This is a genomic window from Mesorhizobium sp. WSM4312, assembly GCF_002294875.1.
Classification (GTDB): Bacteria; Pseudomonadota; Alphaproteobacteria; order Rhizobiales; family Rhizobiaceae; genus Mesorhizobium.
The window spans coordinates 239,483-260,104 of the sequence record NZ_NSFU01000006.1; the positions used below are offsets into that span (position 1 = coordinate 239,483).

Consider the following 20,622-nt stretch of genomic DNA (forward strand, 5'->3'; position numbering starts at 1 on the left):
CCCCTAAACCCGCTTGCGATAGACGGTGTCGAGCCACACCGCGATGACCAGCACGGCGCCGACGACGATGCTCTGCAGCGGTGAGTCGATGCCGAGCAGCACCATGCCCGACTGCAATGACTGCATCAGAAGCGCGCCCAGCATGGCGCCCATCACCGTGCCGGAGCCGCCGGCGAGCGAGGTGCCGCCGATGACGGCGGCGGCAATGACCAGAAGCTCGTCCAGCGTGCCCAGCGCATTGGTCGACGCGTTGAGCCGGGCCGACGAGATCGCCGCGCTGACCGCGGCCAGCACGCCCATGATCATGAACACCTTCATGGTCACCCAGCGGGTGTTGATGCCGGCAAGTTCGGCCGCCTCCGGATTGCCGCCAATGGCGAAAACATAACGGCCGAAACGCGTGCGCTTGGTGATGAAGGTCATGATGATGCCCACGGCCACCGCCATCAGCACCGGTATGGCAATGCCATGCGCGATGTACAGCCCGCCTTCGGGAACGGTAATGCCGTTCTGCTGGGCGTACTGGCGCACGATGCCGATCGGCCATGGATAGGAATTGGCGATCCAGACGGCGCCAAGGATAGCGGCGCAGGCAACCACGCCAAGCAAGGTCTCGGCCCAAACGGGGCGCAGCGGAAAGTGGAACCGCTTGCGCTGCGACCTGCCGTTGAGCAGCATGAAGGCGACCGCCACACAGGCGACGACACCGACGATCCAGCTGGCGGTGGCGCCGATCGAGCCGCGTGGTCCGCCGCCCATCAGCTGGAAGGTCGTGTCGAGCGGCGCGACCGTGCGCCCGCTGGTGATCAGCCATGCCATGCCGCGCCAGACCAGCAGGCCGCCCAGCGTCACGATGAAGGCCGGGACCTCCATATAGGCGATGATGAAGCCCTGGAACGCGCCGATCAGGAGACCAAGCGCCACGCCGGCCGCCAGCGCGATGATCCAGAGCCAGGGGTTTCCAAGCTGGAAACCGACGACGCGGATCAGGAATTCGGCCTGCGCCACGCCCATGATCATGCCGATCACGCCTTCGACGGATCCGACCGAGAGGTCGATGTTGCGCATGACGATAACCAGCACCATGCCTGTCGCCATGATCGCGACCGACGAGGTCTGCACCGACAGGTTCCACAGATTGCGCGGCGTCAGGAAAAGCCCGCCCGACAATATGTGGATGCCGACCCAGATGACCAGCAGCGCGCCGATCATGCCGAGCATGCGCGTATCGAGCTCGGTAGCCTTGAGGAACCGTCCGACGGCGCTGAGTTCGGATGCACGCGCCCTGTCCGCTGCCGTGCTGCCGACCGGTTGATTAGAGGTCGTGTCGGTCATGCTGTCCTCCCACCGGTTTACCGTCTGGCGCGGGTACCGAACATGGATGCTATTTGCTTTCCGCGGTCATTTGAAGCGGGAAGCCCCTTGAGAAACGCCGCGGCTTTTGGGCCGCGGCGTCGATATCGAACGGTATTGCGCCGTTTAGTTGCAGGCGGCGACGCTGCCGGCGGCAACGCCCGCGCAGACTTCGTCCTTCTTGATCCAGCCGGCATCGATGACGACGTTGAGATTGTCCTTGGTGATGGCGACCGGGGTCAGGAACAGCGACTTGACGGTGTTGCCGCCAGGCGTCGTGAAGTCCTTCACACCGGCGATATCGGTCATCTTCTTGCCGTCGGCCAGCTGCGAGGCGATCTCGGCGGCGTTCTTGCCGAGTTCGCGCGCGTCCTTCCACACCGACACGGTCTGGGTGCCGAGCGCGATACGGTTCAGCGCGGCATGGTCGCCGTCCTGCCCCGAGACCGGCACGGTGCCGGCAAGCCCCTGCGCCGTCAGCGCCGCGACGACGCCGCCGGCGGTGCCGTCATTGGCCGCGACGACCGCGTCGACCTTGTTGTCGTTGGCGGTCAGGAACTGCTCCATGTTCTTCTGGGCGTTGGCAGGCAGCCAGCCGTCGGTATAGGCCTCGCCGACATTCTTGATCTTGCCGCTGTCGATGGCGGCCTTGAGCACTTCCATCGAGCCTGCGAACAGGAAGTCGGCATTCGGATCGGCGCCCGACCCCTTGATGAAGACATAGTTGCCTTCCGGCTTGGCCTTGAACACCGCGCTGGCCTGCAAACGACCGACTTCCTTGTTGTCGAAGGTCAGGTAGAAGACGTCCTTGTTCTCGATCAGGCGGTCATAGCCGACGACCGGAATGCCTTCGTCCAGCGCCTTCTGCACGGCCGGGCCGATGGCCGAGGCATCCTGGGCCAGGATGATCAGCGAATTGGCGCCCTGCGAGATCAGGCTCTCGACATCGGTAAGCTGCTTGCCGGGATTGGACTGCGCGTCGGCGGAAATGTACTTGTCGCCGGCGGCCTCGATCGCCTTCTTCATGGCGGCCTCGTCGGTCTTCCAGCGCTCTTCCTGGAAGTTGGACCACGAAACGCCGATGACCTTGTCTTTCGCCTGCGCGACCGACGCAAGCGTCAGCGACATGGCGACACCCGCCAGGATGGCGGCCGTGAATCTCTTCATGATATTCCTCCCTGCGCCGCGTATGGCGCGACCAAACTGGCCCTAAGGCCGGCACAGAGGCCCTATTTTTTCGAGCCCCGAAAAAACACTGATCCAACACCGGAACGCTGTCAACAACGATTCTGATGGATTTTGATGTCCCTCTGAATTTTTTTCGAGCTTCGCAATAAATAAATGACAGCACCGGCCGCTTCTGCCAGTATTTGACCGTGTCGCCGGCAGCGTTCGAGGGAGGCCGGAAGAACCGCGGCGACCGGGAGGATGTGAAAAAACATGTCGGTCGGAATCCGCCACGACGATCTGCGCCGGCGCAACCGCGCGATGGTGATCGCGGCCGTGCGCCAGGCTGGCCGGCCCTCACGCACCGAGATCGCCGCGACCACCGGCCTCAGCCATTCGACCATATCGGCGATTTCCTCAGACCTGATCGGCGAAGGCATCCTGGCCGAGGGCAAGCCGAGCGAGGCCGGCGCGCTGAAACGCGGCAGGCCGCAGGTCGGCCTCGGCCTCACTCCGGAGGCCGCGGCTGTGATGACCGTGGTGCTGTCGCTGAATTTCCTGTCGGTCGCAGTCATCGACTATGCCGGCCAGGTGATATCGGAAGAACAGCGCCGGCTGGACACGCTGACCATGTCGCGCGAGGCGCTGATCGGCGAATGCGTGGCCATCGTAAGGCGGCGCCTCGAGGATCCCGACATTGACGTGCGCAGCGTCGCCCGCATCGCGCTGGCGATCCAGGGCATCACCGATACCGAGGCCCGGGCGATGCTGTGGTCGCCGATCACGCCGCAGACCGACATCGCCTTCGCCGACATACTCGAAGCCGAGTTCGGCATCCCCGCCACCATGGAAAACGACTGCAACATGATGGCGGTGGCGCTGCGCAGGCGCGACCCCGAGCGCTACCGCGACGACTTCATCGCCATCCTGCTTTCGCACGGCATCGGCATGGGGCTGGTGCTGAAGGGCGAGCTGTTCACCGGCACCCATTCCTCGGGCGGCGAGTTCGGCCACATGATCCATCGGCCCGGCGGCGCGCTCTGCCGCTGCGGGCGGCGCGGCTGTGTCGAGGCCTATGCAGGCAATTACGCCATCTGGCGCAATGCCAGGCAGCTCGGCGAGGACACCGAGCCGGTGGCCGATGTCAGCGACGCGCAGATGCGGGCGCTGGCCGCGACGGCACGGGAACGGGACGGACCCGAGCGCGAAGCCTATCGCAAGGCCGGCGAGGCGCTGGGTTACGGCCTCGGCAGCCTGTTCGCGCTGATCGATCCGGCGCCCGTTGCCATGGTCGGCGTCAGCGCCGCCGCCTTCGATCTCATCGAGCCGGCATTGCGCGAGGCGATCGCCCAGACCGCCGGTGGCCAGCACTCGGAATCGATCTCGTTCGACACCGAACCGAACGAACTGCCGCTGATTCGCGAAGGTTGCGCCATGCGCGCGCTGACCTTCGTCGACCAGGAGATTTTCGCGCCGGGCGTGCAGGCAAGAACGGGTGCCGGAAAGAACGTTGCCTGACGGTCAGGGCGAAACTCGATCATTCTGAACGACCGCGTTCGGCCCGTTGCGACATCAATTGGCAATGTGTCTGCCTGTATGATCTGCTGATGTCCCGTTCGTTGGTGATCAACTTCAACATAGATCAGGCCGAGTTTTACGGCCTCGTCCATCGTGTTCGCAACTTCGGCGAGGACGTCTACCGCTTCCTGCGAACCAACGGCTGGGGCGAAATTATTATCGGCGAGGTCGACGCGGCCACTACGCAGCTGATCATTCGAGACATCAAACATTCAAAGCTCCAGCGCGTTGCTGTATGGGTCGAAGAGGAGATGAGGCGGCAACATCTGTTGGGAGAAGTCGAAGTCCGCTGATCACCCTCTTCACGGCATTGGCGACGACCTGCTGATTGGAGTTTCGATCTTGGAGCCTCATCCCGATTTTATCGGGATGAGGCAAGCTCTAGTCTTCCCGGATCGCGTAGCCCGCCCCACGAATGGTACGGATGACATCCGGCATGCGACCATTGTTGACCGCCTTGCGCAGCCGGCCGACATGCACGTCCACGGTACGCTCGTCGATGTAGATCGTCTCGCCCCAGACATTGTCGAGCAGCTGGCTGCGCGAGAACACGCGGCCGGGATGGCGCATCATGAATTCGAGTAGGCGGAATTCGGTCGGCCCGAGCCGGATCTCGCTCTTCTTGCGGTAGACCCGGTGCGATTCACGGTCGAGCACGATATCGCCGACCTTGAGCACGCTGGACAGCACTTCCGGCTTGGCGCGGCGCAGCAGCGCCTTGATGCGGGCCATGAATTCCGGCGTCGAGAACGGCTTGACCAGATAGTCGTCGGCGCCGGTGGAAAGCCCGCGTACACGGTCGCTTTCCTCGCCCCGCGCGGTCAGCATGATGATCGGCAGCCGCTCGGTCTCTGGCCGCATTCGCAGTCGCCGGCAGAGCTCGATGCCGGATACCGCCGGCACCATCCAGTCGAGCACGAGCAGGTCGGGCACGTTCTCCTGCAGGCGGATTTCGGCTTCGTCGCCGCGTGTCACCACCTCGACCTGGTAACCCTCCGATTCCAGATTGTAGCGGAGGAGCACGCCGAGCGGCTCCTCATCCTCCACCACCATGATGCGTGGTGCGATCATCGATTGGGTACCCCTGCGCTCAGGCCGCCGGCGCCGACATCGCCGTCTCGTCCTGTTTTGGACGGTTGGCGGGCAGCTGCGTGCCGGTCAGGACATAGTACGCATTCTCGGCGATGTTGGTCACGTGGTCGCCGATGCGTTCGAGATTCTTGGCGCAGAACAACAGATGCGTGCAAGCCGTGATGTTGCGCGGATCTTCCATCATATAGGTCAGCAGTTCGCGGAAGACGGAGGTGTATTTGACGTCGATGCGCTCATCGTCGGCGCGCAGCTTCGCCAGTGCCGCGGCATCGCGCGCCGCATACTCCTCGATGACGCCCTGCACCTGGATCAGCACCAGCTGCGCCATGGCGTCGATGGAATGCGAGAGGTCGCGCGGCGTGGCGCTGAGGCCGACAGTGCCGACGCGCTTGGCGATGTTCTTGGCAAGGTCGCCAATGCGTTCGAGGTCGCCGGCCATGCGGATCGAGCCGACGACATGGCGCAGATCATCGGCCATCGGCTGGCGCTTGGCAATCAGCGTGATGGCGCGGTCGTCGAGTTCGCGCTGGCGCGCATCCATGATGGCGTCGTCGGAGACGACGCGCTGGGCGAGCGCATTGTCGGAGTTCAGCAGCGCCTTGGTGGCGCCGCCGACCATCGAGCCGGCGAGATCGCCCATGTCGCTGATCAGCCTGCTGATCTGTCCGAGATCCTCGTCGAAGGCTGCGACTGTGTGTTCGGCCATGATCCTGGTCCTCGTATGCGTGCGATCAGCCGAAGCGGCCGGTTATGTAGTCTTGCGTGCGCTTCTCGCGGGGCGACGTGAAGATCTTCTCGGTGCGGTCGAATTCGACCAGTTCGCCCAGATACATGAAGGCGGTCTGCTTCGAGACGCGCGCCGCCTGCTGCATGTTGTGGGTGACGATGACGATCGTGTAGTCGGCCTGCAGTTCGTCGATCAGCTCCTCGATCTTGGCGGTCGACAGCGGGTCGAGCGCCGAGGCAGGCTCGTCGAGCAGGATGACTTCTGGCTTCACCGCCACGGTGCGGGCGATGCACAGCCGCTGCTGCTGGCCGCCCGACAGGCTGAGGCCGCTGGCATTGAGCTTGTCCTTGACCTCGGTCCACAGTGCCGCGCGCTTGAGCGCCTGCTCGACGCGGCCGTCCATCTCGGCCTTGCTGATCTTCTCGTAGAGCCTGACGCCGAAAGCGATGTTCTCGTAGATCGACATCGGGAACGGCGTCGGCTTCTGGAACACCATGCCGATCTTGGTGCGCAGCAGGTTGAGGTCCTGCGAGCGGTCGAGAACGTTCTGGCCGTCGAGCAGCACCTGGCCCTCGGCGGTCTGCTTGGGGTAAAGCTCGTAGATGCGGTTGAAGACGCGCAGCAGCGTCGACTTTCCGCAACCCGACGGGCCGATGAAGGCGGTGACGCTGCGCTCGGGCAGCGACAGCGTGATGTCCTTCAGCGCCTTCGACTGGCCGTAGTAGAAATTGAGGTTCTTGACCTCGATCTTGGCCTTGGTCACCGCCTCGGCGGCGACCGTCATGTCTGGAGACAACATCTGGCTCATTTGTCCTCTCTGCGTCCGGTCAGGCTGCGCGCAAAGATGCTGAGCGCGAGAACCGTCAATGTGATTATGAGTGCACCGGTCCAGGCCAGCTGCTGCCATTCCTCATAGGGGCTGAGAGCGAACTGGAAGATGGTGACAGGCAGGCTGGCCATCGGCGCGTTGAGATTGCTCGACCAGAACTGGTTGTTCAGCGCCGTGAAAAGAAGCGGTGCGGTTTCGCCGGAGATGCGGGCGATGGCCAGCAATATGCCGGTGACGATGCCCGAAAGCGCGGCACGATAGGCAACCGAGCGGATGACCACCCAGCGCGGCGCGCCGATCGCGGTGCCGGCTTCGCGCAAGGCGTTGGGCACCAGGTTGAGCATGTCCTCGGTGGTGCGCACGACGACGGGGATGACCAGGATGGCGAGTGCCACGGCACCGGCGATCGCCGAGAAATGCCCCATCGGCCGCACCATCAGCTCATAGACGAACAGGCCGATGATGATCGACGGCGCCGACAGAAGGATGTCGTTGATGAAGCGCACCACCGTGGTGAGCTTCGAGAAGCGACCATATTCGGCCATATAGGTGCCGGCCAGCACGCCGATCGGCGTGCCGACGATGATGCCGATGATGGTCATCACGATGCTGCCGTAGATGGCGTTGAGCAGGCCGCCGGCGTCGCCGGGCGGCGGCGTCATTTCCGTGAAGACCGAGAGGGAGACGCCGGCCAGGCCCTTGTAGAGCAAGGCGCCAAGGATCAGCGCCAGCCAGGCAAGGCCGATGCCGGCGGCGATGACGCACAGCGCCATCATCACGCCATTCTTGCGCTTGCGGCTCTGGTGAAGCGATGCGGCTGTCGACATCGGTCAGGCTCCCGTGCGGGCGTCGATGCGCATCAGCATGTAGCGGGCGATGGCAAGGATCAGGAAGGTGATAACGAACAGGATGAGGCCGAGCGCGACCAGCGAGGAAGTGTAGAGGTCGCCGACCGCTTCGGTGAATTCGTTGGCGATGGTCGCCGAGATGGTCGTTGCCGGCGCAAACAGCGACGTCGAGATGCGGTGCGCGTTGCCGATGACGAAGGTCACCGCCATCGTTTCACCGAGGGCGCGGCCGAGGGCGAGCATGACGCCGCCCATGATGCCGATGCGGGTGTAGGGAATGACGACCCGGCGCGTGACCTCCCAGGTCGTGCAGCCGATGCCATAGGCCGATTCCTTCAGCACCGACGGCACCGTATCGAAGACGTCCTTGGTGATCGAGGTGATGAAAGGCAGAATCATGATGGCCAGGATCATCGCCGAGGTCAGCAGGCCGATGCCGTAAGGAGGGCCTGCGAACAGGCTGTTGAGGCCCGGAATGCCGTGGAACACGCTGATGATGAAGGGCTGCACCGTCGTCTGCAGAAACGGCGCCAGCACGAACAGGCCCCAGATGCCGTAGATGATCGAAGGGATGCCCGCCAGCAGTTCAACCGCCATGCCGATCGGACGCCGCAGCGGGCGTGGGCAAAGCTCGGTGAGGAAGATGGCAATGCCGATGCCGAGCGGCACGGCGATCAGGATGGCGATGGCCGAGGTGATGATGGTGCCGTAGATCGGTGCCAGGGCGCCGAACTTCTCCGTCACCGGGTTCCAGCTTTCGCTGGTCAGGAAGGAAAAGCCGAAGGTCGACAGGGCTTGCCAGGAACCGGCAAACAGCGAGATCGCAACGCCGCCGAGCAGGACCAGCACCAATATCGCGGCGGCGCGGGTTGTCGCGTGGAAGATTGCGTCGGTCAGTGCGAACCGTCGAACGGTGGCATCGCGCGAACTTCTAACGGCTGGCAAGGCTTCCTGGACAGCGCTCATGTCAAGCTCGGCTCTTTCGGTTGAAGGAAAAGGAGCGCCGCGGGCGCGGCGCTCCTTTGAAGGATGTTACTCGCCAACGTAGACGGGCTTGCCGCCGGCCTGGATGTCGGCCTTCCACGAAGCCTTGACCAGGTCGACGACGCTGTCGGGGATCGAGACGTAGTCGAGCGCCTTGGCGGTTTCCTTGCCGTCCTTGTAGGCCCATGCAAAGAACTTCAGGGCTTCGCCGGTGGCAGCGGCATCATCCGGAGCCTTGTGGATCAGGACCCAGGTCGAGGCAGCGATCGGCCAGGTGGTGTCGCCGGGCTCGTTGGTGATGATGACGTTGAAGTTCTTGGCGCCCTTGAAGTCGGCATTCGAAGCGGCAGCGCCGAAGGATTCGAGCGACGGCTCGACGACCTTGCCGGCTGCGTTCAGCATCTTGGAGTAGGACAGGTTGTTCTGCTTGGCATAGGCGTATTCGACGTAGCCGATGCCGCCGTCCGTCTGCTTGACGGTGTTGGCAACGCCTTCGCTGCCCTTGGCGCCGACGCCCGTCGGCCATTCGACGGCGGAGTCCGAACCGACCTTGTCCTTCCAGTCGGGCGAGAGCTTCACCAGATAGTTGGTGAAGTTGAAGGTGGTGCCCGAGCCGTCCGAACGATGCACGACGGCGATCGCGGTCGACGGCAGGGTGAGACCGGGGTTCAGCGCCTTGATCGCGGCATCGTCCCAGGTGGTGATGGCGCCGAGATAGATCTGGGCGAGCGTCTTGCCGTCGAGGACGAGTTCGCCCGGCTTGACGCCGGTCAGGTTGATGATCGGCACGATGCCGCCCATCACCATCGGGAACTGCACGAGGCCGTTCTTTTCCAGATCGGCGTCGGACATCGGCTTGTCGGTGGCGCCGAAGGTCACGGTCTTGGCGATGACCTGCTTGATGCCGCCGCCCGAACCGATCGACTGATAGTTGAGGCCGATGCCGGTGTCCTTCTTGTAGGTGTCGGCCCACTTGGCGAACACCGGATAGATGAAGGTCGAGCCAGCGCCGGAAAGATCAGCTGCGATGGCTGCGGAAAGGGTGAAGGTAGACGCTGTAGCCATTGCGATCGCAACGGCCGCCGAGCGGATGAAATGTCTCATGTGGCCTGCTCCTGTTCGGAAGATGGTCTCTCGGCGCCATTCCAAACCAGCGCCCGCTGAGGCCAATAGCCTTGGATTATTACAGTCGCATGACAGTTTCGTGTCAGCCCGGTAACGCGTCGCCGGCTGTGCAAAAGGCGGTCGCGTCGGATGGCCGTGGCCTGATCCGGGTTTGCGCCCGGAATCAGGGACTTGAGCCATCCACCGGCCGGAGCCGCCGCCGGATTCGACGGGGCTTTCTCGGATGAAGAAAATCCGGACGGGAGCGCGTTGCTCAAGGCCAGAGCGTGTCATGGCCGGGCCATCGCCAAAAACAGGTCCGTTGGGGTAGGTTGACGCTGTTTGTTGCCGGCGGTCGCTGCTCCCGCCCGTAACTGCAAGGGCGGAATTCGATTTTGCCATTGTCCCGGCTCGGCGCCGGCTTTGGTATGGTGCGATCGCACCATAGGCATTGCACGCAGGGGTAGCAGCATCATCCGCGATTGATTCGGATCCTTGGAACCGGGCGACGCCGGGCTATCCCGCGTTGCGCTGGACCTGGCGGCCGGCGCCGAGCCAGCGCTCGACTTTGTCCAGCAGGGCCCTGGGGCTGATCGGCTTGGGCAGATAGTCGTCCATGCCCGCCTCCAGGCAGCGTTCGCGATCGCCCTTGAGCGCATGCGCGGTCACGCCGATGATCGGCACATGCGTGCCGGTTTCCTGCTCCAGCCGGCGGATCGCGGCGGTCGCTTCGAGCCCGCTCATCTCCGGCATCGAGACATCCATCAGGATCATGCATGGATTGAGCTTGCCGAAAGCCTCGAGCGCCTTGCGGCCATTGCCGACGATCTCGAAACCATGGCCGGTCTCGCCAAGGATCTGGGTGAAGACCATCTGGTTCACCTCATTGTCCTCGGCCACCAGTATATCCAGCCTGTGTCCATCACCGCCAGTGACGGGCAGCCGAGGCCGAACCGGCGGCGGCTGCAATTGCGCGCGTTGTTCGGACAGCGCCAGCGGCGGCGGCTGGGGAGCATTGGGCCTTTCGGCTGCGAGCGGCTGGACGGCCTGGCTGTCCGTGGCGTGGCGATGACGCTGGATAGTCGCCACCAGCGTCTCCAGAAGCACCGAGGAGCGCGCCGGCTTGATCAGCTGGGCGTCGATGCCGAGATCGCGGTAGCTGGTGTTGGCAAGCGACTGGTCGACCGAGGTCAGCATGATGATGGGCGTGTCGGCTAGGCCTTCGGTGCTGCGCACGACACGCGCCATTTCGGCGCCGCTCATCTCGGGCATCTGGTAGTCGAGCACGACGCAATCCACACGCACGCCATAGGCGGCGGCCGCGATCAGCACCTTGAGGCCCTCCGCGCCGCTTTCGGCCGCGCAGGAATCGAACGTCCACGAGGTCATCTGCTCGGTCAGGATGGCCCGGTTGACGGCATTGTCGTCGACGATCAGCACGCGTGCGCCCGTCACATCCACCGGCATGATGCGCTGCCCGCTCTGTCCGGCCCTGGGCAGCGTCACGGTGAACCAGAAGGTCGAGCCCTTTCCCTCGGCGCTCTCGACGCCGATGGTGCCGCCCATCAGTTCGACCAGCCGTGAGGTGATGGCAAGGCCAAGCCCGGTGCCCTCGTGCCGCCGTGTCGAGGAGGTGTCGACCTGGCTGAATTTTTCGAACACCAGCTTCAGTTTTTCCTCGGGGATGCCGATCCCGGTGTCGGTGACCGAGATCGTCAGCCTGGTTCCGGTCGGAACCCTCTCACCGGTCACGTCGACCAGCACATGGCCTTCGTCGGTGAATTTCACCGCATTGCCGACCAGATTGGTGACGATCTGCCGGATGCGGCCGACATCGCCGATGAACAGGCTTTCGAGCCTCGGCTCGACACGCACGATGAGTTCGAGATCCTTTTCCTTGGCGCGTGTCGACACCAGCGTCGCCACGTCCTCGATCGCCTCGGCAAGGTTGAAGGGCGCCGGATCGAGCACCATCTGGCCGGCATCGATCTTGGAGAAATCCAGGATGTCGTTGATGATCGTCAACAGCGCGTTGCCCGACTTGACGATGATGTCGGTGAACGTTTTCTGCTTGGGATCGAGATTGGATTTGGCCAGGAGTTCAGCCATGCCCAGCACACCGTTCATCGGCGTGCGGATCTCATGGCTCATATTGGCGAGGAATTCCGACTTGGCGCGGTCGGCGAGCACGGCACGCTGGCGCGCCTCGCTGAGCTCCGCCTCGCGCATTTTCAGTTCTGTGATGTCGGTGGTCGATCCGATCAGGTAGAGCGAACCGTCCGACGCGATCATCGCGCCCTTGCGCGCGAACTGATGCCTGACGCTGCCGTCGGCAAGCCGCACCGTCTCCTCGACCTCCTGGGTGTCGCCGGTGCGCAGCACGCCGAGATCGCCGGCCACGAAAGCCTCGCCGTCCTCCCCGAAAATCTCGATGTCGGTCTTGCCGATCGCATCTTCCCTGCTGAGACCGGTCAGATCGCACCAGCCCTTGTTGACATAGAACTGCCTGAGATCGGAGCGCTTGGCGTAGATCGACACCGGTACATTGTCGATCAGGCTGCGGAACACCTCGTTCTCGCGCATGCTCTCTTCCAGAGCCTTCTCGCGCGCCTTGACGTCGGTGATATCGGTGCTGGAGCCGACCAGATGCACCGATCCGTCTGTCGCCACCAGGCGGCTCTTGCGCGTCATCAACTGCCGCACCGTGCCGTCGCTATGGGTGACAGGTTCTTCGACCTCGAGGCCCTGGCCGGTTACGACGACCTGGGTGTCGTCATGGCTGTAGCCTTCCGCGTCTTGTGTGCCGAACAGCTCACGGTCGGTCCGGCCGATGACGTCTTCCTTGGCGATGCCGGTCAGCGCGCACCAAGCCTTGTTGACGAATTCGATGCTCAGGTCCTGCGCCTTGATGAAGGCGGCCACCGGCAACTCGTCCATCACGTGGCGGAAGAGATCGATCTGGCGCATCGAGTCGCGCAGCGCCGCCTCGCGGCTCTTGATGTCGGTGATGTCGACGCGCACGCCGATGAACGTCCCGTCATCGGTGCGCATGTCGTAGACCTGGTACCAGCGCCCATCGGCATTGAGGCGCTCGTAGGAAGAATTCGGCAGGTGGTAGCGGGCCAGTATGCTGTCGAGCCAGCGTTCGGGTTCGACCCCGTACAGCCTGTCGATCCCGGCATCGCCGCTCGAGCGGAAATAGCCGACCGACTGGCCGAATTCCAGCGCCTCGCGGAAGCTGCAGCCAGGCTGCCAGAAGGGCTTCAGCGCCGGCAGCGTGTCCTGCAGTTTGCGGTTGGCGAAGACGAACTTGTCGTCGCGGTCGTAGATGATGACGCCGGCCGGCAGCGATTCCAGCACGCTGGCTAGGTACTTGCGCGCCTCCTGTGCCTCGGTCTCACGCCCCTTCATGTCGGTGACGTCGACATAGGAGATGAGCCGCTTGCCGCCGGGCAGCGGTGCCAGCGACGCGACAAGCGTGCGCCCGTCATTGTGCGGCAATTGTCTGGAGCCGGCGACGCCGGCCCTGATTTCGGCTTCGCGCTCGGCGGTATGACGTTGCCAGGCAGCGTCATCGGCGCCGTAAGGGTCAATGGCGCGGCTGGCTTCCATGAGTTCGCGAAAGGCCGAGCCGATCCCGGCGCGGCCTGGATCGATCCTCCAGAAGTCGTAGAAGGCGCGATTGATGACTTCGGCGCGCATATCGGCATCCAGCACGAGAACACCGATCGGCATCTCATCGACCATGGTGCGGAGATTGACGAGGGTCTCGGCGATTTTGGCGTTGGCGCCTTCGATCTCGGCGTCGCGACGCTTGAGTTCGGTAACCTCATAGTAGGTCAAGAGCCGCTTGCCGCCGGACAGCGCCGTCACCGAGAACATCATCGTCCTGCCGCCGGCATGGACAAATTCGCGAGGCGCGACGGAGCCGGCGCGAATCTCCTCGATACGGCCGGCGAGGTAGCGCTGCCACTGCTGTTCGTCGATATCGCCATAGATGCCGTTGCGGCGGTTGAGTTCCATCAACTGGCTGAAGGGAGCGCCAACGGTTACAACCCCGTCCGGAATGCTGGACAGGTCGCGATAGGCCTTGTTGACGATCAGCGTGTCGAGCTTGCCATCGAGCAGCACGACGCCCATGTGCATGGCGTCCATCGTCCGTTCGAGGTCGGCAAGATGCCGGTCTGGATCGCTGCCCGACGACCGGTTTTGCTCCATGGTCTCGAAGGCGCCGGCCAATGCGGTGACGTTGCGGCCTATGCCGCGGTAGCCGGCAAATTTTCCTTCGTTGTCGAACCGTGGGAAGCCTGACGTCAGCACCCAGCGGCAGGCGGCGCCGCCTCCCTTCAGTTCATAGACGAAGTCGCGGAACGGCCGGCGCGCCTGCAGGTCCTCCAGATGCGCCGTCGCGCTGTGGTTACCCTTCAGGACCTGGTTGAGGAAATCGAAGCGGAACCGACCCAGCACATCAGCCGGATCGATGCCGGTGGCCGCCTGGTAGGTGGGTGAAAGCCAGGAGAACCGCAGTTCGGCATCGGTCTCCCAGACCCAGTCCGAGCCTGCATCGAGCAGTTGGCGAAGCGCGTCGGGCGAATCCATGTCCGCGCGTGGCGGCGCGTCGCCGCGATGCACCGGCTTTTCGGGCCCACGCTTGCCGCGCGCGCCGACTTCGTCCGCTTCCGCCATCCTGTCCCCACCCCGAAAATCAAGGCCGAACCCTCCCTCCGCGGTTCGTCGGCGGAATGTGCCCGAGAAGCATTAACGATCCGCTAACCTTAACGGCGCAACCGGCACGCTCTTCCTGCGTTATTCCGTCCGGTTGTCGGGCGGCCCGAGGCCGCGTTATAAGCCGCGCAGGGGTGTTGCTAATGTATCGACGGATAGGGCCTTTCTTGCTGGGCGTGGCGCTGCTTTTCGGCAGTGGCTGTGCGCGCAGCTATGACGGCACGGTCATCATCCCGCGGCCGCTCGACGCCAGGCGCTTCTGGGACCGGCCGCCACCCAATGTCGACTACACGCCGCCGGCCGACAACGGCGCCTTTCCGGTGCCGCCACAGCCGCCCGGACAATTTGCCGAACGCAAGGTTTCGAAACCTGCCGGGCACAGACGGCATCAGACGCGATATTCACCGCCGCCTCCCCCGCCGTCGGGCCCGGAAAAACAACTGGCATGCAGGAACGTGAGCGCACCAGGCGAGCGCGTTCGCATGGTTTGCGAATAGGCGCAATTCGGGGAGAGTTCCCCGCAGCCTTACAGCGATGCCGCGCCCTTCTTCGGTTGCTTCGCGCCAAGCTTGTCGAGCGCAAGGCGAACCTGGCGCAAATCGTCCTGCCAGCCGTCATCATCACCCATGGAACTCTCCGACGCGGCCCGTTGCAGGCCGCGCGCCTCGGATTCGATCTTACGCAGTTCGGCGACCTTCTCGTCATGGGTCAGGGAGCCGTCTTCGACGATCTCCAGAACCCGCATTTCCCTGAACGTGGCCATGGCTTTTCTCCCGGCTGATGTCGATCACAACGCCGTGAGCGCCCCTCCGTTCCAGACGGGCCCCATAGCCGGCTTCATCATGACGGCGCGCTGCAGCGCCTGTCCCGGGCCGGCGACTATCGGAATTGCCGGGCCGTGGGCTGCCCGAGCGAACGATCAATCCGATGTTACCGAAGCTTGACGCTGAACCTTTGCCTGACTGCCGCGTTCAAGGCATAGGGAGAACGCAGATGTCGATCCACTTCACGGTATCGGAACTGACAAGAGACCTTCTTCATTCTCTCGGGCTGGACCACGAGCGCGCGCCACGACCGCTCAATCCCGAGGAAAACCTGTTGCTTGAGTGCTATCTGGCCGGGCACATCCCGGAATCGGCCTGGAGCGACTATGTCTTCGAGACCCCGGATCTGGCGCGGCACGCCAAGGCACGGCGCCCGAGCCACTGAGCAATTGGCTGCGGCCGCGCCAGCCGCTATTTCTTTGGGGAAACCAGTTGCAACGTGAAGACGTTGCCACCAATGCCTTGCGCCAAAGCCGGTGAAAAACTCAGAGGCGTGCAATTCTTGACGGCGGCGATGGCCGCGTCGATGAACGCTTTTCGCGCCTTGTCATCGCCGGTCACCTTGGCGGCGGTCGGCCGCGGCGGACCGATCAGCGAGCCGTCGCGCTTGAAGCTGAAACTCAGGGTTACTGTGGAATTACCCGCGTCCGCCGGCGGCGTCCAGCATGCCTGGATCGCGTCCCCGACATCATCCATTGTGTTGAGCACTGCTGCTTGTGCAGGCAGGAGCGTCCCAGCCAGCATTCCACCGGCGATCGTCAGCATTGCCGCCACGCATTTCATCGCAAGCCCTCATCTTATTCCAAGCCGGATCCGCTCAACGGGATGTTAGAGGCAACGTCGGCGATGACAATATCCCGACGCGAAAAGTTGACGTTCCGGCGCGGCCCTATCATCGCCGCGCGAGGTCCCGGCATGGGGTCCGAAAAAGCAAAAAAGGCCGGCACGGAGCCGACCTTTCCTTCCACCGATAATGCGCCAGTACATCCGTGGTCGCGCGGTGAATTCCCGCCAGTAGACAGGGCTTTGGTTAACGAATCCTTAAGCTGAAGCCTTCGCCTGCGACCGCACATAGGCGATATAGCCGCGCACGTCGCCGGCCGGCTCGGCATAGGCCTTGCCGAGCTTCTTCTCGATGGCCGCCATGTACTCCTGCGCCCATTTGGGCAGCGGGTAGTCGATGACCGCCAGGAATTCGAGAGTCGCCGCCAGCCTTATGTCGGCGATCGACGGGTTCGTACCGCCGATGAACGGCTTGCCGTCCCTGAAGAAGCTGTGGAAGACCTCCAGCGGCTCAGCGATCGCCGCCATCGCGGCCTTCTGCGCTTCCGACTTCTTGTCGGGATGGGCATCGCTGTGGCCGACCTCGCCGGCATATTGCGGGAAACCCAGCGCCGGATAGGTGGCGCGGGCCACATAGGGGTAGAGCGTGCCGATCAGATAGAACATGGCGCTGTCGATCATCGCCCGTCTGGCCGGCGCCTTGGGATAGAATTTCTCCAGCCCGTGCTTGTTGGCGAGATACTGCATGATGGCGCAGCTTTCCCAGAGCACGCCCCTGGGCAACCCCTTGTCCTCGATCATCGGCGTCAGATGCGCCGGATTGCGCGCCAGATATTCGGGCGAACGCGTGTGGCCCCAGGCGTCGGTCTCGGCGGCGTCGAAGCCGGCCGCGCGAGCAAACACCCGCACCGTCATGTTGTTGACGCTCGGCTTCAGCATGCTGAGCTTCAACGCCGGCTTTTTCGCCAACTTGGCCTTGGCGGTCTTGGCCGCCGACTTTTGCGCCGCCGGTTTTGCCGCGGCTTTCGCGGCCACCTTCGGCGCAGCCTTTGCGGCTGCCTTCACCGCCGGCTTCGCTTTTGCCTTTGCCTTGGCAGCCGATTTCCCAGCACTCTTGGTCACTGTCTTTGCCATTTTTTGTCCTCCCTTTGTTTCGTTGGCCGTCAGTATGGATTCTTCGGCGCCCGGTCATCCGACAAGGTCGCGCGGGAGCTCTCGACAAGCGCCTGGATCGCGTCCGCAAGATGCACCTCGGCGATATTGTAGTCGCCGCGCCCGACACGCAGCCTGTGCGCCTGCATCAGCACATCGGCATGAGTGAAACCCGCCGGCGGTTCGAAGCGGTAGGACGCGAGTTCGATCAAAAGGCCAAGCGGATCCTCGAAATAGATCGAATCCATGAAGCCGCGATCCTTGACGCCGCTGTGCTTGATGCCGCGCTCGTCGAGCCGGGCGACCGCCTGCAGGAAGGTGACCCGCGACACCGCGAACGCGATGTGGTGGACGCAGCCCGGATCGGTCGGCGTGCGCCGCCTCAGCGGCACGCGGCTTTCATCGGTGAAGATGGTGATCAGCCGGCCGTCGCCCGGATCGAAATAGAGATGGCTCTCGCTGGCCTTGTCGAGGTTGGGCTGCTCGAAGACGAAAGGCATGCCGAGCACGCCTTCCCAGAAATCGATCGAGGTCTGGCGCCCGGCGCCGACAAGGGTGATGTGGTGGACGCCTTGTGCTTGCAGTTTCTGCATTGGCCTTCTCCCCGCGGCATCGATTGGTCGTCAGGATCTGCCTGGCACCAGGCGTTCTGCGCGCCGCCTGAGCCGTGCCCTCGAAATCCATGACGTGATGCTAATGCAATCGGCCCCGCCGCGCCAGAAGCCGCAGGTCCCATCGTTGCAGGACGGCGATATCGCCTTGAAATTTGGATAAGGCTGTTTCCTTCATCTATTCGGCCGATGCGGCATCTCATCTTGAGGACTACATTGAAAAATGATCCTACGGATCTATGAGTAGTCCGAAGCCAGTCCCCTTTTGCGGCTACTCCAAGGGCCCCGCTTGACTCCCGGTCGGCGGGGCTTTTCCGTGCATTCGCCTGCACGACCTTGCGGCGCAAAAGCCGATGGTCGAGCAGCCCGGAATGAGCCCCGATCAAGGATTGAAGACGTGCGAAGCGGTCAGCCCGGCAAGCAGCACGCCCGCAAGGAGAGCGATGATCGAGGCGAGGAACCAGCGCAGCGTGACCTGATAGACCGGCTCGTCGTCGTCGCGCGGGAGCAGCGAACGCCACAATGCGACGAGTTGGAGGACGATGGCCAGGGCGAGCAGGAGCGTCGCCAGGATCGAGGCCGTCGTCCATCCGCCATCAGCTTCGAAATTCCAATAGCGCAGGAAAAGAAGCGAAAACCCGAGCAATACGGTGATGGCGGAGATCACACCCTGTCGGTAGCCGACCGGCAAGGGAACTCTGCGCGCCTCGGTCGCCTGGAAACCCGGCTCGTTGGTCTCATCGGGATCCTGACGCTTGGGTGTGTCGATCATGGAGGCAAAATCTATTTTGACAGGCCCTTGGAAGTCGGCCCAGGTCTTGTTCGATCGATACGACCGGGGAAGCGCTGCGGGCTGTCATCATCATCCCTGTGCCTTCCTCGCGCAAGGTGAGCGACGTGATGGAGGCGATTTCACCTGGAACCTACTGAGCATAAGGAAAGGAACGATTCGACCGGCGTTCGCGTTATTTACGATCGAACCGATGGAGGTAACCGTGAGGAAGCTGATACTCGTATCCGTGCTCGCGTTTGCTACCACAGCAGCCGTCGCTTCTCCGACCCAGGCGCAGTTCCTCTTCTCGCCCTTTGGCGGCTATTATGGTGGTTTCGGAGGGTTCCCTTTCCCCTATCGCTATAGCGGTCCGTACTACGATGACCCGTACTACGAGCCATATCGCCCATACTACCGATACCACCACAGGTACTACCACCGCTACTACTACTACCCGCAACGGTACTATTACCACCATAGACACTACTATCACCATAGGCACTATTACCACCACCATCACCACAGGTACTATTAGAGGTAGTCCATTGGGCATCTGCCCGCTTCACCGTCGGCCGGCTTAAGCGCCAGGTTAGGCGCGTGGCCGACTTGTGTTTCCAGTATCAGCCGCGAGAAGGTCGGACCTCACCTCACGGGCATGAGCTATGTCTTTGCGGGGATCGCCCTCATCAGCTTGCCGGCTGCCATCCAGGTCGGAGTAGCGACGCTGATCGCCTGGATCGCGCAGGCATTTTTGCGGCTGGTGCTGCTGTCGGTAATCATGGTTGGCCAAAAGGCTTCGGTCGCCGCCTCAGACAAGCAGGCGCCGCAGACCTACAAGGATGCCGAAGCGCTCTTGAAAATCCAGGATGAGGTGCACCGGCTCGTCGAGGTCAACAACAGCCTGACCGAGGAAATCCATCGCGCCGTTACGGCGAAGGGGACGCCGGCCGCTAGCCGCCACCCGCAGTTCCCACCTGGGCAACCCCTGAGCGGTATCGACCAGACAGCATATTTGACCGTTACTTGACGGTCTTGATCCATATTCAGCTAAATCATTGAGTCTCTTGGTACGCCCAAGGGGAATCGAACCCCTGTTCCCGCCGTGAGAGGGCGGTGTCCTGACCGCTAGACGATGGGCGCGCTCAAGAACCGGCGATATAGGCTGATGGCTGGGAAAAAGCAACTGGGGTTTGGCCTGCTTTACCACATCCAAGAAAAGCTGGCCGCAAGCCTAGCGTTTCGGCTCGATCAGGTCCCAGAGATTGCCGTGCAGATCGGCGAAAACCGCGACCGTGCCATAGGGTTCGAAACGCGGCGCCTCGCGGAATTCGACACCCTTTTCCAGCATCGCCGCATGGTCGCGCGCAAAGTCGTCGGTTTCGAGGAACAGGAAGACCCGGCCGCCTGTCTGGTTGCCAATGCTTTGCCTTTGCGCCTCATCCGCGGCCTCGGCCAGCAGCAGCCGGGCGCCCTGCCCGTTGGCCGGCGCGACCGTAACCCAGCGCTTGCCGCCGCCGAGATCGACATCCTCGAGGAGCAGGAAACCCAGCCGCCCGACATACCAGGCGATCGCCTCGTCATAATTGGCGACGATCAGCGCCACGGTCGCGACGCGACGATGTCCGGCGGAGCCTGTCATGCCAGAGGTCCATTCATTGGTTGCTGCCGGTCATTTGTTGCGAATTGCGAACTGCCCGATCAGGCGGCGCTCGGCGATATCATAGACGAAGATCGCACGGCCGCCGTCGGCAAGCTCGGCGTCGATTGAGACGCGATTGCCGGACAGCGACTGGCTGACCACTTTCGCCCCGACCGGCAGCACGATGTCGCCGCTGAGCGGTTCGCCGGCCGGTACCTGGATGTCACCGGCCAGCGGCGGGTTTGCCGGCGGTGCCTTGCGGGCTTTGTAGACAATCGCCGCGATCACCACCATAAGAGCCAGCAACAGCAGGCCGAGATTGATGGCCATGAAGCGGACGAGTTTGCCACGCATCTTTTCGACCTCGGGGTCGAGCGGCTTTTCCTGATCTTCGTCGGCATCGGGCCGGGCCATGGCAAATATTCCGGAACGGT

The 20,622-nt window shown here is 63.1% G+C and carries 21 protein-coding genes and 1 tRNA gene; 5 read left to right on the plus strand and 17 right to left on the minus strand.

Annotated elements, in window-relative coordinates; translation table 11 throughout:
- Positions 1-3: 3 nt before the first annotated feature.
- Positions 4-1,335, minus strand: coding sequence for a sugar ABC transporter permease (locus tag CK228_RS11870; protein WP_095787972.1), 1,332 nt, complete (start codon positions 1,333-1,335; stop codon positions 4-6).
- Between the two features lie 144 nt (positions 1,336-1,479).
- Positions 1,480-2,520 (minus strand): D-xylose ABC transporter substrate-binding protein, encoded by a 1,041-nt coding sequence (gene xylF / locus CK228_RS11875; RefSeq protein ID WP_019861602.1) that lies wholly within the window; start codon positions 2,518-2,520, stop codon positions 1,480-1,482.
- A gap of 273 nt (positions 2,521-2,793) precedes the next feature.
- Between xylF and CK228_RS11880 the strand changes: the two genes are divergently transcribed.
- Entirely contained in the window at positions 2,794-4,038 is a 1,245-nt protein-coding gene (locus tag CK228_RS11880) for an ROK family protein (protein ID WP_095772152.1), read from the plus strand.
- 89 nt (positions 4,039-4,127) lie between these two features.
- Positions 4,128-4,391: a hypothetical protein gene (locus CK228_RS11885; protein ID WP_095772151.1), complete on the plus strand. Its 264-nt coding sequence runs from the start codon at positions 4,128-4,130 to the stop codon at positions 4,389-4,391.
- Positions 4,392-4,479: 88 nt separating this feature from the next.
- On the opposite strand, the gene phoB is transcribed toward CK228_RS11885, so the two are convergent.
- The 7 genes from phoB to CK228_RS11920 form a co-directional block, all read right to left on the minus strand.
- Positions 4,480-5,169 carry a phosphate regulon transcriptional regulator PhoB gene (gene phoB / locus CK228_RS11890; RefSeq protein ID WP_006328038.1) on the minus strand — a complete coding sequence of 230 codons (690 nt, stop codon included), beginning with the start codon at positions 5,167-5,169 and terminating at the stop codon, positions 4,480-4,482.
- A 19-nt stretch (positions 5,170-5,188) separates the two neighbouring features.
- A complete protein-coding gene (gene phoU, locus CK228_RS11895; RefSeq protein ID WP_010911897.1) occupies positions 5,189-5,896 on the minus strand; it encodes a phosphate signaling complex protein PhoU in 708 nt (235 codons plus the stop codon).
- Between the two features lie 25 nt (positions 5,897-5,921).
- A complete protein-coding gene (gene pstB, locus CK228_RS11900; protein ID WP_095787973.1) occupies positions 5,922-6,725 on the minus strand; it encodes a phosphate ABC transporter ATP-binding protein PstB in 804 nt (267 codons plus the stop codon).
- Positions 6,722-7,573, minus strand: a complete 852-nt coding sequence (gene pstA / locus CK228_RS11905) for a phosphate ABC transporter permease PstA (RefSeq protein WP_095787974.1) — start codon at positions 7,571-7,573, stop codon at positions 6,722-6,724. Before pstA ends, pstB begins: the two co-directional genes overlap by 4 nt.
- A gap of 3 nt (positions 7,574-7,576) precedes the next feature.
- Positions 7,577-8,560 carry a phosphate ABC transporter permease subunit PstC gene (pstC, locus tag CK228_RS11910; protein ID WP_095772148.1) on the minus strand — a complete coding sequence of 328 codons (984 nt, stop codon included), beginning with the start codon at positions 8,558-8,560 and terminating at the stop codon, positions 7,577-7,579.
- Between the two features lie 66 nt (positions 8,561-8,626).
- The gene (gene pstS, locus CK228_RS11915) at positions 8,627-9,682 is read right to left on the minus strand and encodes a phosphate ABC transporter substrate-binding protein PstS (RefSeq protein ID WP_095772147.1); all 1,056 of its coding nucleotides are present in this window, start codon (positions 9,680-9,682) and stop codon (positions 8,627-8,629) included.
- A gap of 516 nt (positions 9,683-10,198) precedes the next feature.
- The gene (locus tag CK228_RS11920) at positions 10,199-14,368 is read right to left on the minus strand and encodes a PAS domain-containing protein (RefSeq protein ID WP_095787975.1); all 4,170 of its coding nucleotides are present in this window, start codon (positions 14,366-14,368) and stop codon (positions 10,199-10,201) included.
- A 182-nt stretch (positions 14,369-14,550) separates the two neighbouring features.
- Here CK228_RS11920 and CK228_RS11925 point away from each other — a divergent pair, with 182 nt between their 5' ends.
- A complete protein-coding gene (locus CK228_RS11925; protein ID WP_245318089.1) occupies positions 14,551-14,904 on the plus strand; it encodes a hypothetical protein in 354 nt (117 codons plus the stop codon).
- A 29-nt stretch (positions 14,905-14,933) separates the two neighbouring features.
- Here the strand turns inward: CK228_RS11925 and CK228_RS11930 are convergent, their stop codons facing one another.
- Positions 14,934-15,170: a hypothetical protein gene (locus CK228_RS11930; protein WP_095772144.1), complete on the minus strand. Its 237-nt coding sequence runs from the start codon at positions 15,168-15,170 to the stop codon at positions 14,934-14,936.
- Between the two features lie 230 nt (positions 15,171-15,400).
- Here CK228_RS11930 and CK228_RS11940 point away from each other — a divergent pair, with 230 nt between their 5' ends.
- Positions 15,401-15,616 (plus strand): hypothetical protein, encoded by a 216-nt coding sequence (locus CK228_RS11940; RefSeq protein ID WP_095787977.1) that lies wholly within the window; start codon positions 15,401-15,403, stop codon positions 15,614-15,616.
- Between the two features lie 26 nt (positions 15,617-15,642).
- Here the strand turns inward: CK228_RS11940 and CK228_RS11945 are convergent, their stop codons facing one another.
- From CK228_RS11945 to CK228_RS11960, 4 genes are all read right to left on the minus strand, one after another.
- Positions 15,643-16,014, minus strand: coding sequence for a hypothetical protein (locus tag CK228_RS11945; RefSeq protein ID WP_095772143.1), 372 nt, complete (start codon positions 16,012-16,014; stop codon positions 15,643-15,645).
- 258 nt (positions 16,015-16,272) lie between these two features.
- Positions 16,273-17,148 carry a glutathione S-transferase family protein gene (locus CK228_RS11950; protein ID WP_095772142.1) on the minus strand — a complete coding sequence of 292 codons (876 nt, stop codon included), beginning with the start codon at positions 17,146-17,148 and terminating at the stop codon, positions 16,273-16,275.
- Between the two features lie 29 nt (positions 17,149-17,177).
- Positions 17,178-17,759, minus strand: a complete 582-nt coding sequence (locus tag CK228_RS11955) for a VOC family protein (protein WP_095787978.1) — start codon at positions 17,757-17,759, stop codon at positions 17,178-17,180.
- 400 nt (positions 17,760-18,159) lie between these two features.
- Complete coding sequence (locus tag CK228_RS11960; RefSeq protein ID WP_210202252.1) at positions 18,160-18,549, minus strand: hypothetical protein; 390 nt, start codon at positions 18,547-18,549, stop codon at positions 18,160-18,162.
- 655 nt (positions 18,550-19,204) lie between these two features.
- Between CK228_RS11960 and CK228_RS11970 the strand changes: the two genes are divergently transcribed.
- Complete coding sequence (locus CK228_RS11970) at positions 19,205-19,576, plus strand: hypothetical protein (RefSeq protein WP_095787979.1); 372 nt, start codon at positions 19,205-19,207, stop codon at positions 19,574-19,576.
- 38 nt (positions 19,577-19,614) lie between these two features.
- On the opposite strand, the gene CK228_RS11975 is transcribed toward CK228_RS11970, so the two are convergent.
- From CK228_RS11975 to CK228_RS11985, 3 genes are all read right to left on the minus strand, one after another.
- A tRNA-Glu gene (locus CK228_RS11975) sits at positions 19,615-19,689 on the minus strand.
- Between the two features lie 91 nt (positions 19,690-19,780).
- Positions 19,781-20,188, minus strand: a complete 408-nt coding sequence (locus tag CK228_RS11980; RefSeq protein WP_095772139.1) for a VOC family protein — start codon at positions 20,186-20,188, stop codon at positions 19,781-19,783.
- A 30-nt stretch (positions 20,189-20,218) separates the two neighbouring features.
- A complete protein-coding gene (locus tag CK228_RS11985) occupies positions 20,219-20,602 on the minus strand; it encodes a fimbrial protein (RefSeq protein ID WP_095772138.1) in 384 nt (127 codons plus the stop codon).
- Positions 20,603-20,622 lie beyond the last annotated feature (20 nt).

What these genes read in the sequence shown, in the direction of transcription:
- CK228_RS11870 (WP_095787972.1), bottom strand. Translation starts at nt 1,335, where the DNA reads ATGACCGACACGACCTCTAATCAACCGGTCGGCAGCACGGCAGCGGAC.
- xylF (WP_019861602.1), bottom strand. Translation starts at nt 2,520, where the DNA reads ATGAAGAGATTCACGGCCGCCATCCTGGCGGGTGTCGCCATGTCGCTG.
- CK228_RS11880 (WP_095772152.1), top strand. Translation starts at nt 2,794, where the DNA reads ATGTCGGTCGGAATCCGCCACGACGATCTGCGCCGGCGCAACCGCGCG.
- CK228_RS11885 (WP_095772151.1), top strand. Translation starts at nt 4,128, where the DNA reads ATGTCCCGTTCGTTGGTGATCAACTTCAACATAGATCAGGCCGAGTTT.
- phoB (WP_006328038.1), bottom strand. Translation starts at nt 5,169, where the DNA reads ATGATCGCACCACGCATCATGGTGGTGGAGGATGAGGAGCCGCTCGGC.
- phoU (WP_010911897.1), bottom strand. Translation starts at nt 5,896, where the DNA reads ATGGCCGAACACACAGTCGCAGCCTTCGACGAGGATCTCGGACAGATC.
- pstB (WP_095787973.1), bottom strand. Translation starts at nt 6,725, where the DNA reads ATGAGCCAGATGTTGTCTCCAGACATGACGGTCGCCGCCGAGGCGGTG.
- pstA (WP_095787974.1), bottom strand. Translation starts at nt 7,573, where the DNA reads ATGTCGACAGCCGCATCGCTTCACCAGAGCCGCAAGCGCAAGAATGGC.
- pstC (WP_095772148.1), bottom strand. Translation starts at nt 8,560, where the DNA reads ATGAGCGCTGTCCAGGAAGCCTTGCCAGCCGTTAGAAGTTCGCGCGAT.
- pstS (WP_095772147.1), bottom strand. Translation starts at nt 9,682, where the DNA reads ATGAGACATTTCATCCGCTCGGCGGCCGTTGCGATCGCAATGGCTACA.
- CK228_RS11920 (WP_095787975.1), bottom strand. Translation starts at nt 14,368, where the DNA reads ATGGCGGAAGCGGACGAAGTCGGCGCGCGCGGCAAGCGTGGGCCCGAA.
- CK228_RS11925 (WP_245318089.1), top strand. Translation starts at nt 14,551, where the DNA reads ATGTATCGACGGATAGGGCCTTTCTTGCTGGGCGTGGCGCTGCTTTTC.
- CK228_RS11930 (WP_095772144.1), bottom strand. Translation starts at nt 15,170, where the DNA reads ATGGCCACGTTCAGGGAAATGCGGGTTCTGGAGATCGTCGAAGACGGC.
- CK228_RS11940 (WP_095787977.1), top strand. Translation starts at nt 15,401, where the DNA reads ATGTCGATCCACTTCACGGTATCGGAACTGACAAGAGACCTTCTTCAT.
- CK228_RS11945 (WP_095772143.1), bottom strand. Translation starts at nt 16,014, where the DNA reads ATGAAATGCGTGGCGGCAATGCTGACGATCGCCGGTGGAATGCTGGCT.
- CK228_RS11950 (WP_095772142.1), bottom strand. Translation starts at nt 17,148, where the DNA reads ATGGCAAAGACAGTGACCAAGAGTGCTGGGAAATCGGCTGCCAAGGCA.
- CK228_RS11955 (WP_095787978.1), bottom strand. Translation starts at nt 17,759, where the DNA reads ATGCAGAAACTGCAAGCACAAGGCGTCCACCACATCACCCTTGTCGGC.
- CK228_RS11960 (WP_210202252.1), bottom strand. Translation starts at nt 18,549, where the DNA reads ATGATCGACACACCCAAGCGTCAGGATCCCGATGAGACCAACGAGCCG.
- CK228_RS11970 (WP_095787979.1), top strand. Translation starts at nt 19,205, where the DNA reads ATGAGCTATGTCTTTGCGGGGATCGCCCTCATCAGCTTGCCGGCTGCC.
- CK228_RS11980 (WP_095772139.1), bottom strand. Translation starts at nt 20,188, where the DNA reads ATGACAGGCTCCGCCGGACATCGTCGCGTCGCGACCGTGGCGCTGATC.
- CK228_RS11985 (WP_095772138.1), bottom strand. Translation starts at nt 20,602, where the DNA reads ATGGCCCGGCCCGATGCCGACGAAGATCAGGAAAAGCCGCTCGACCCC.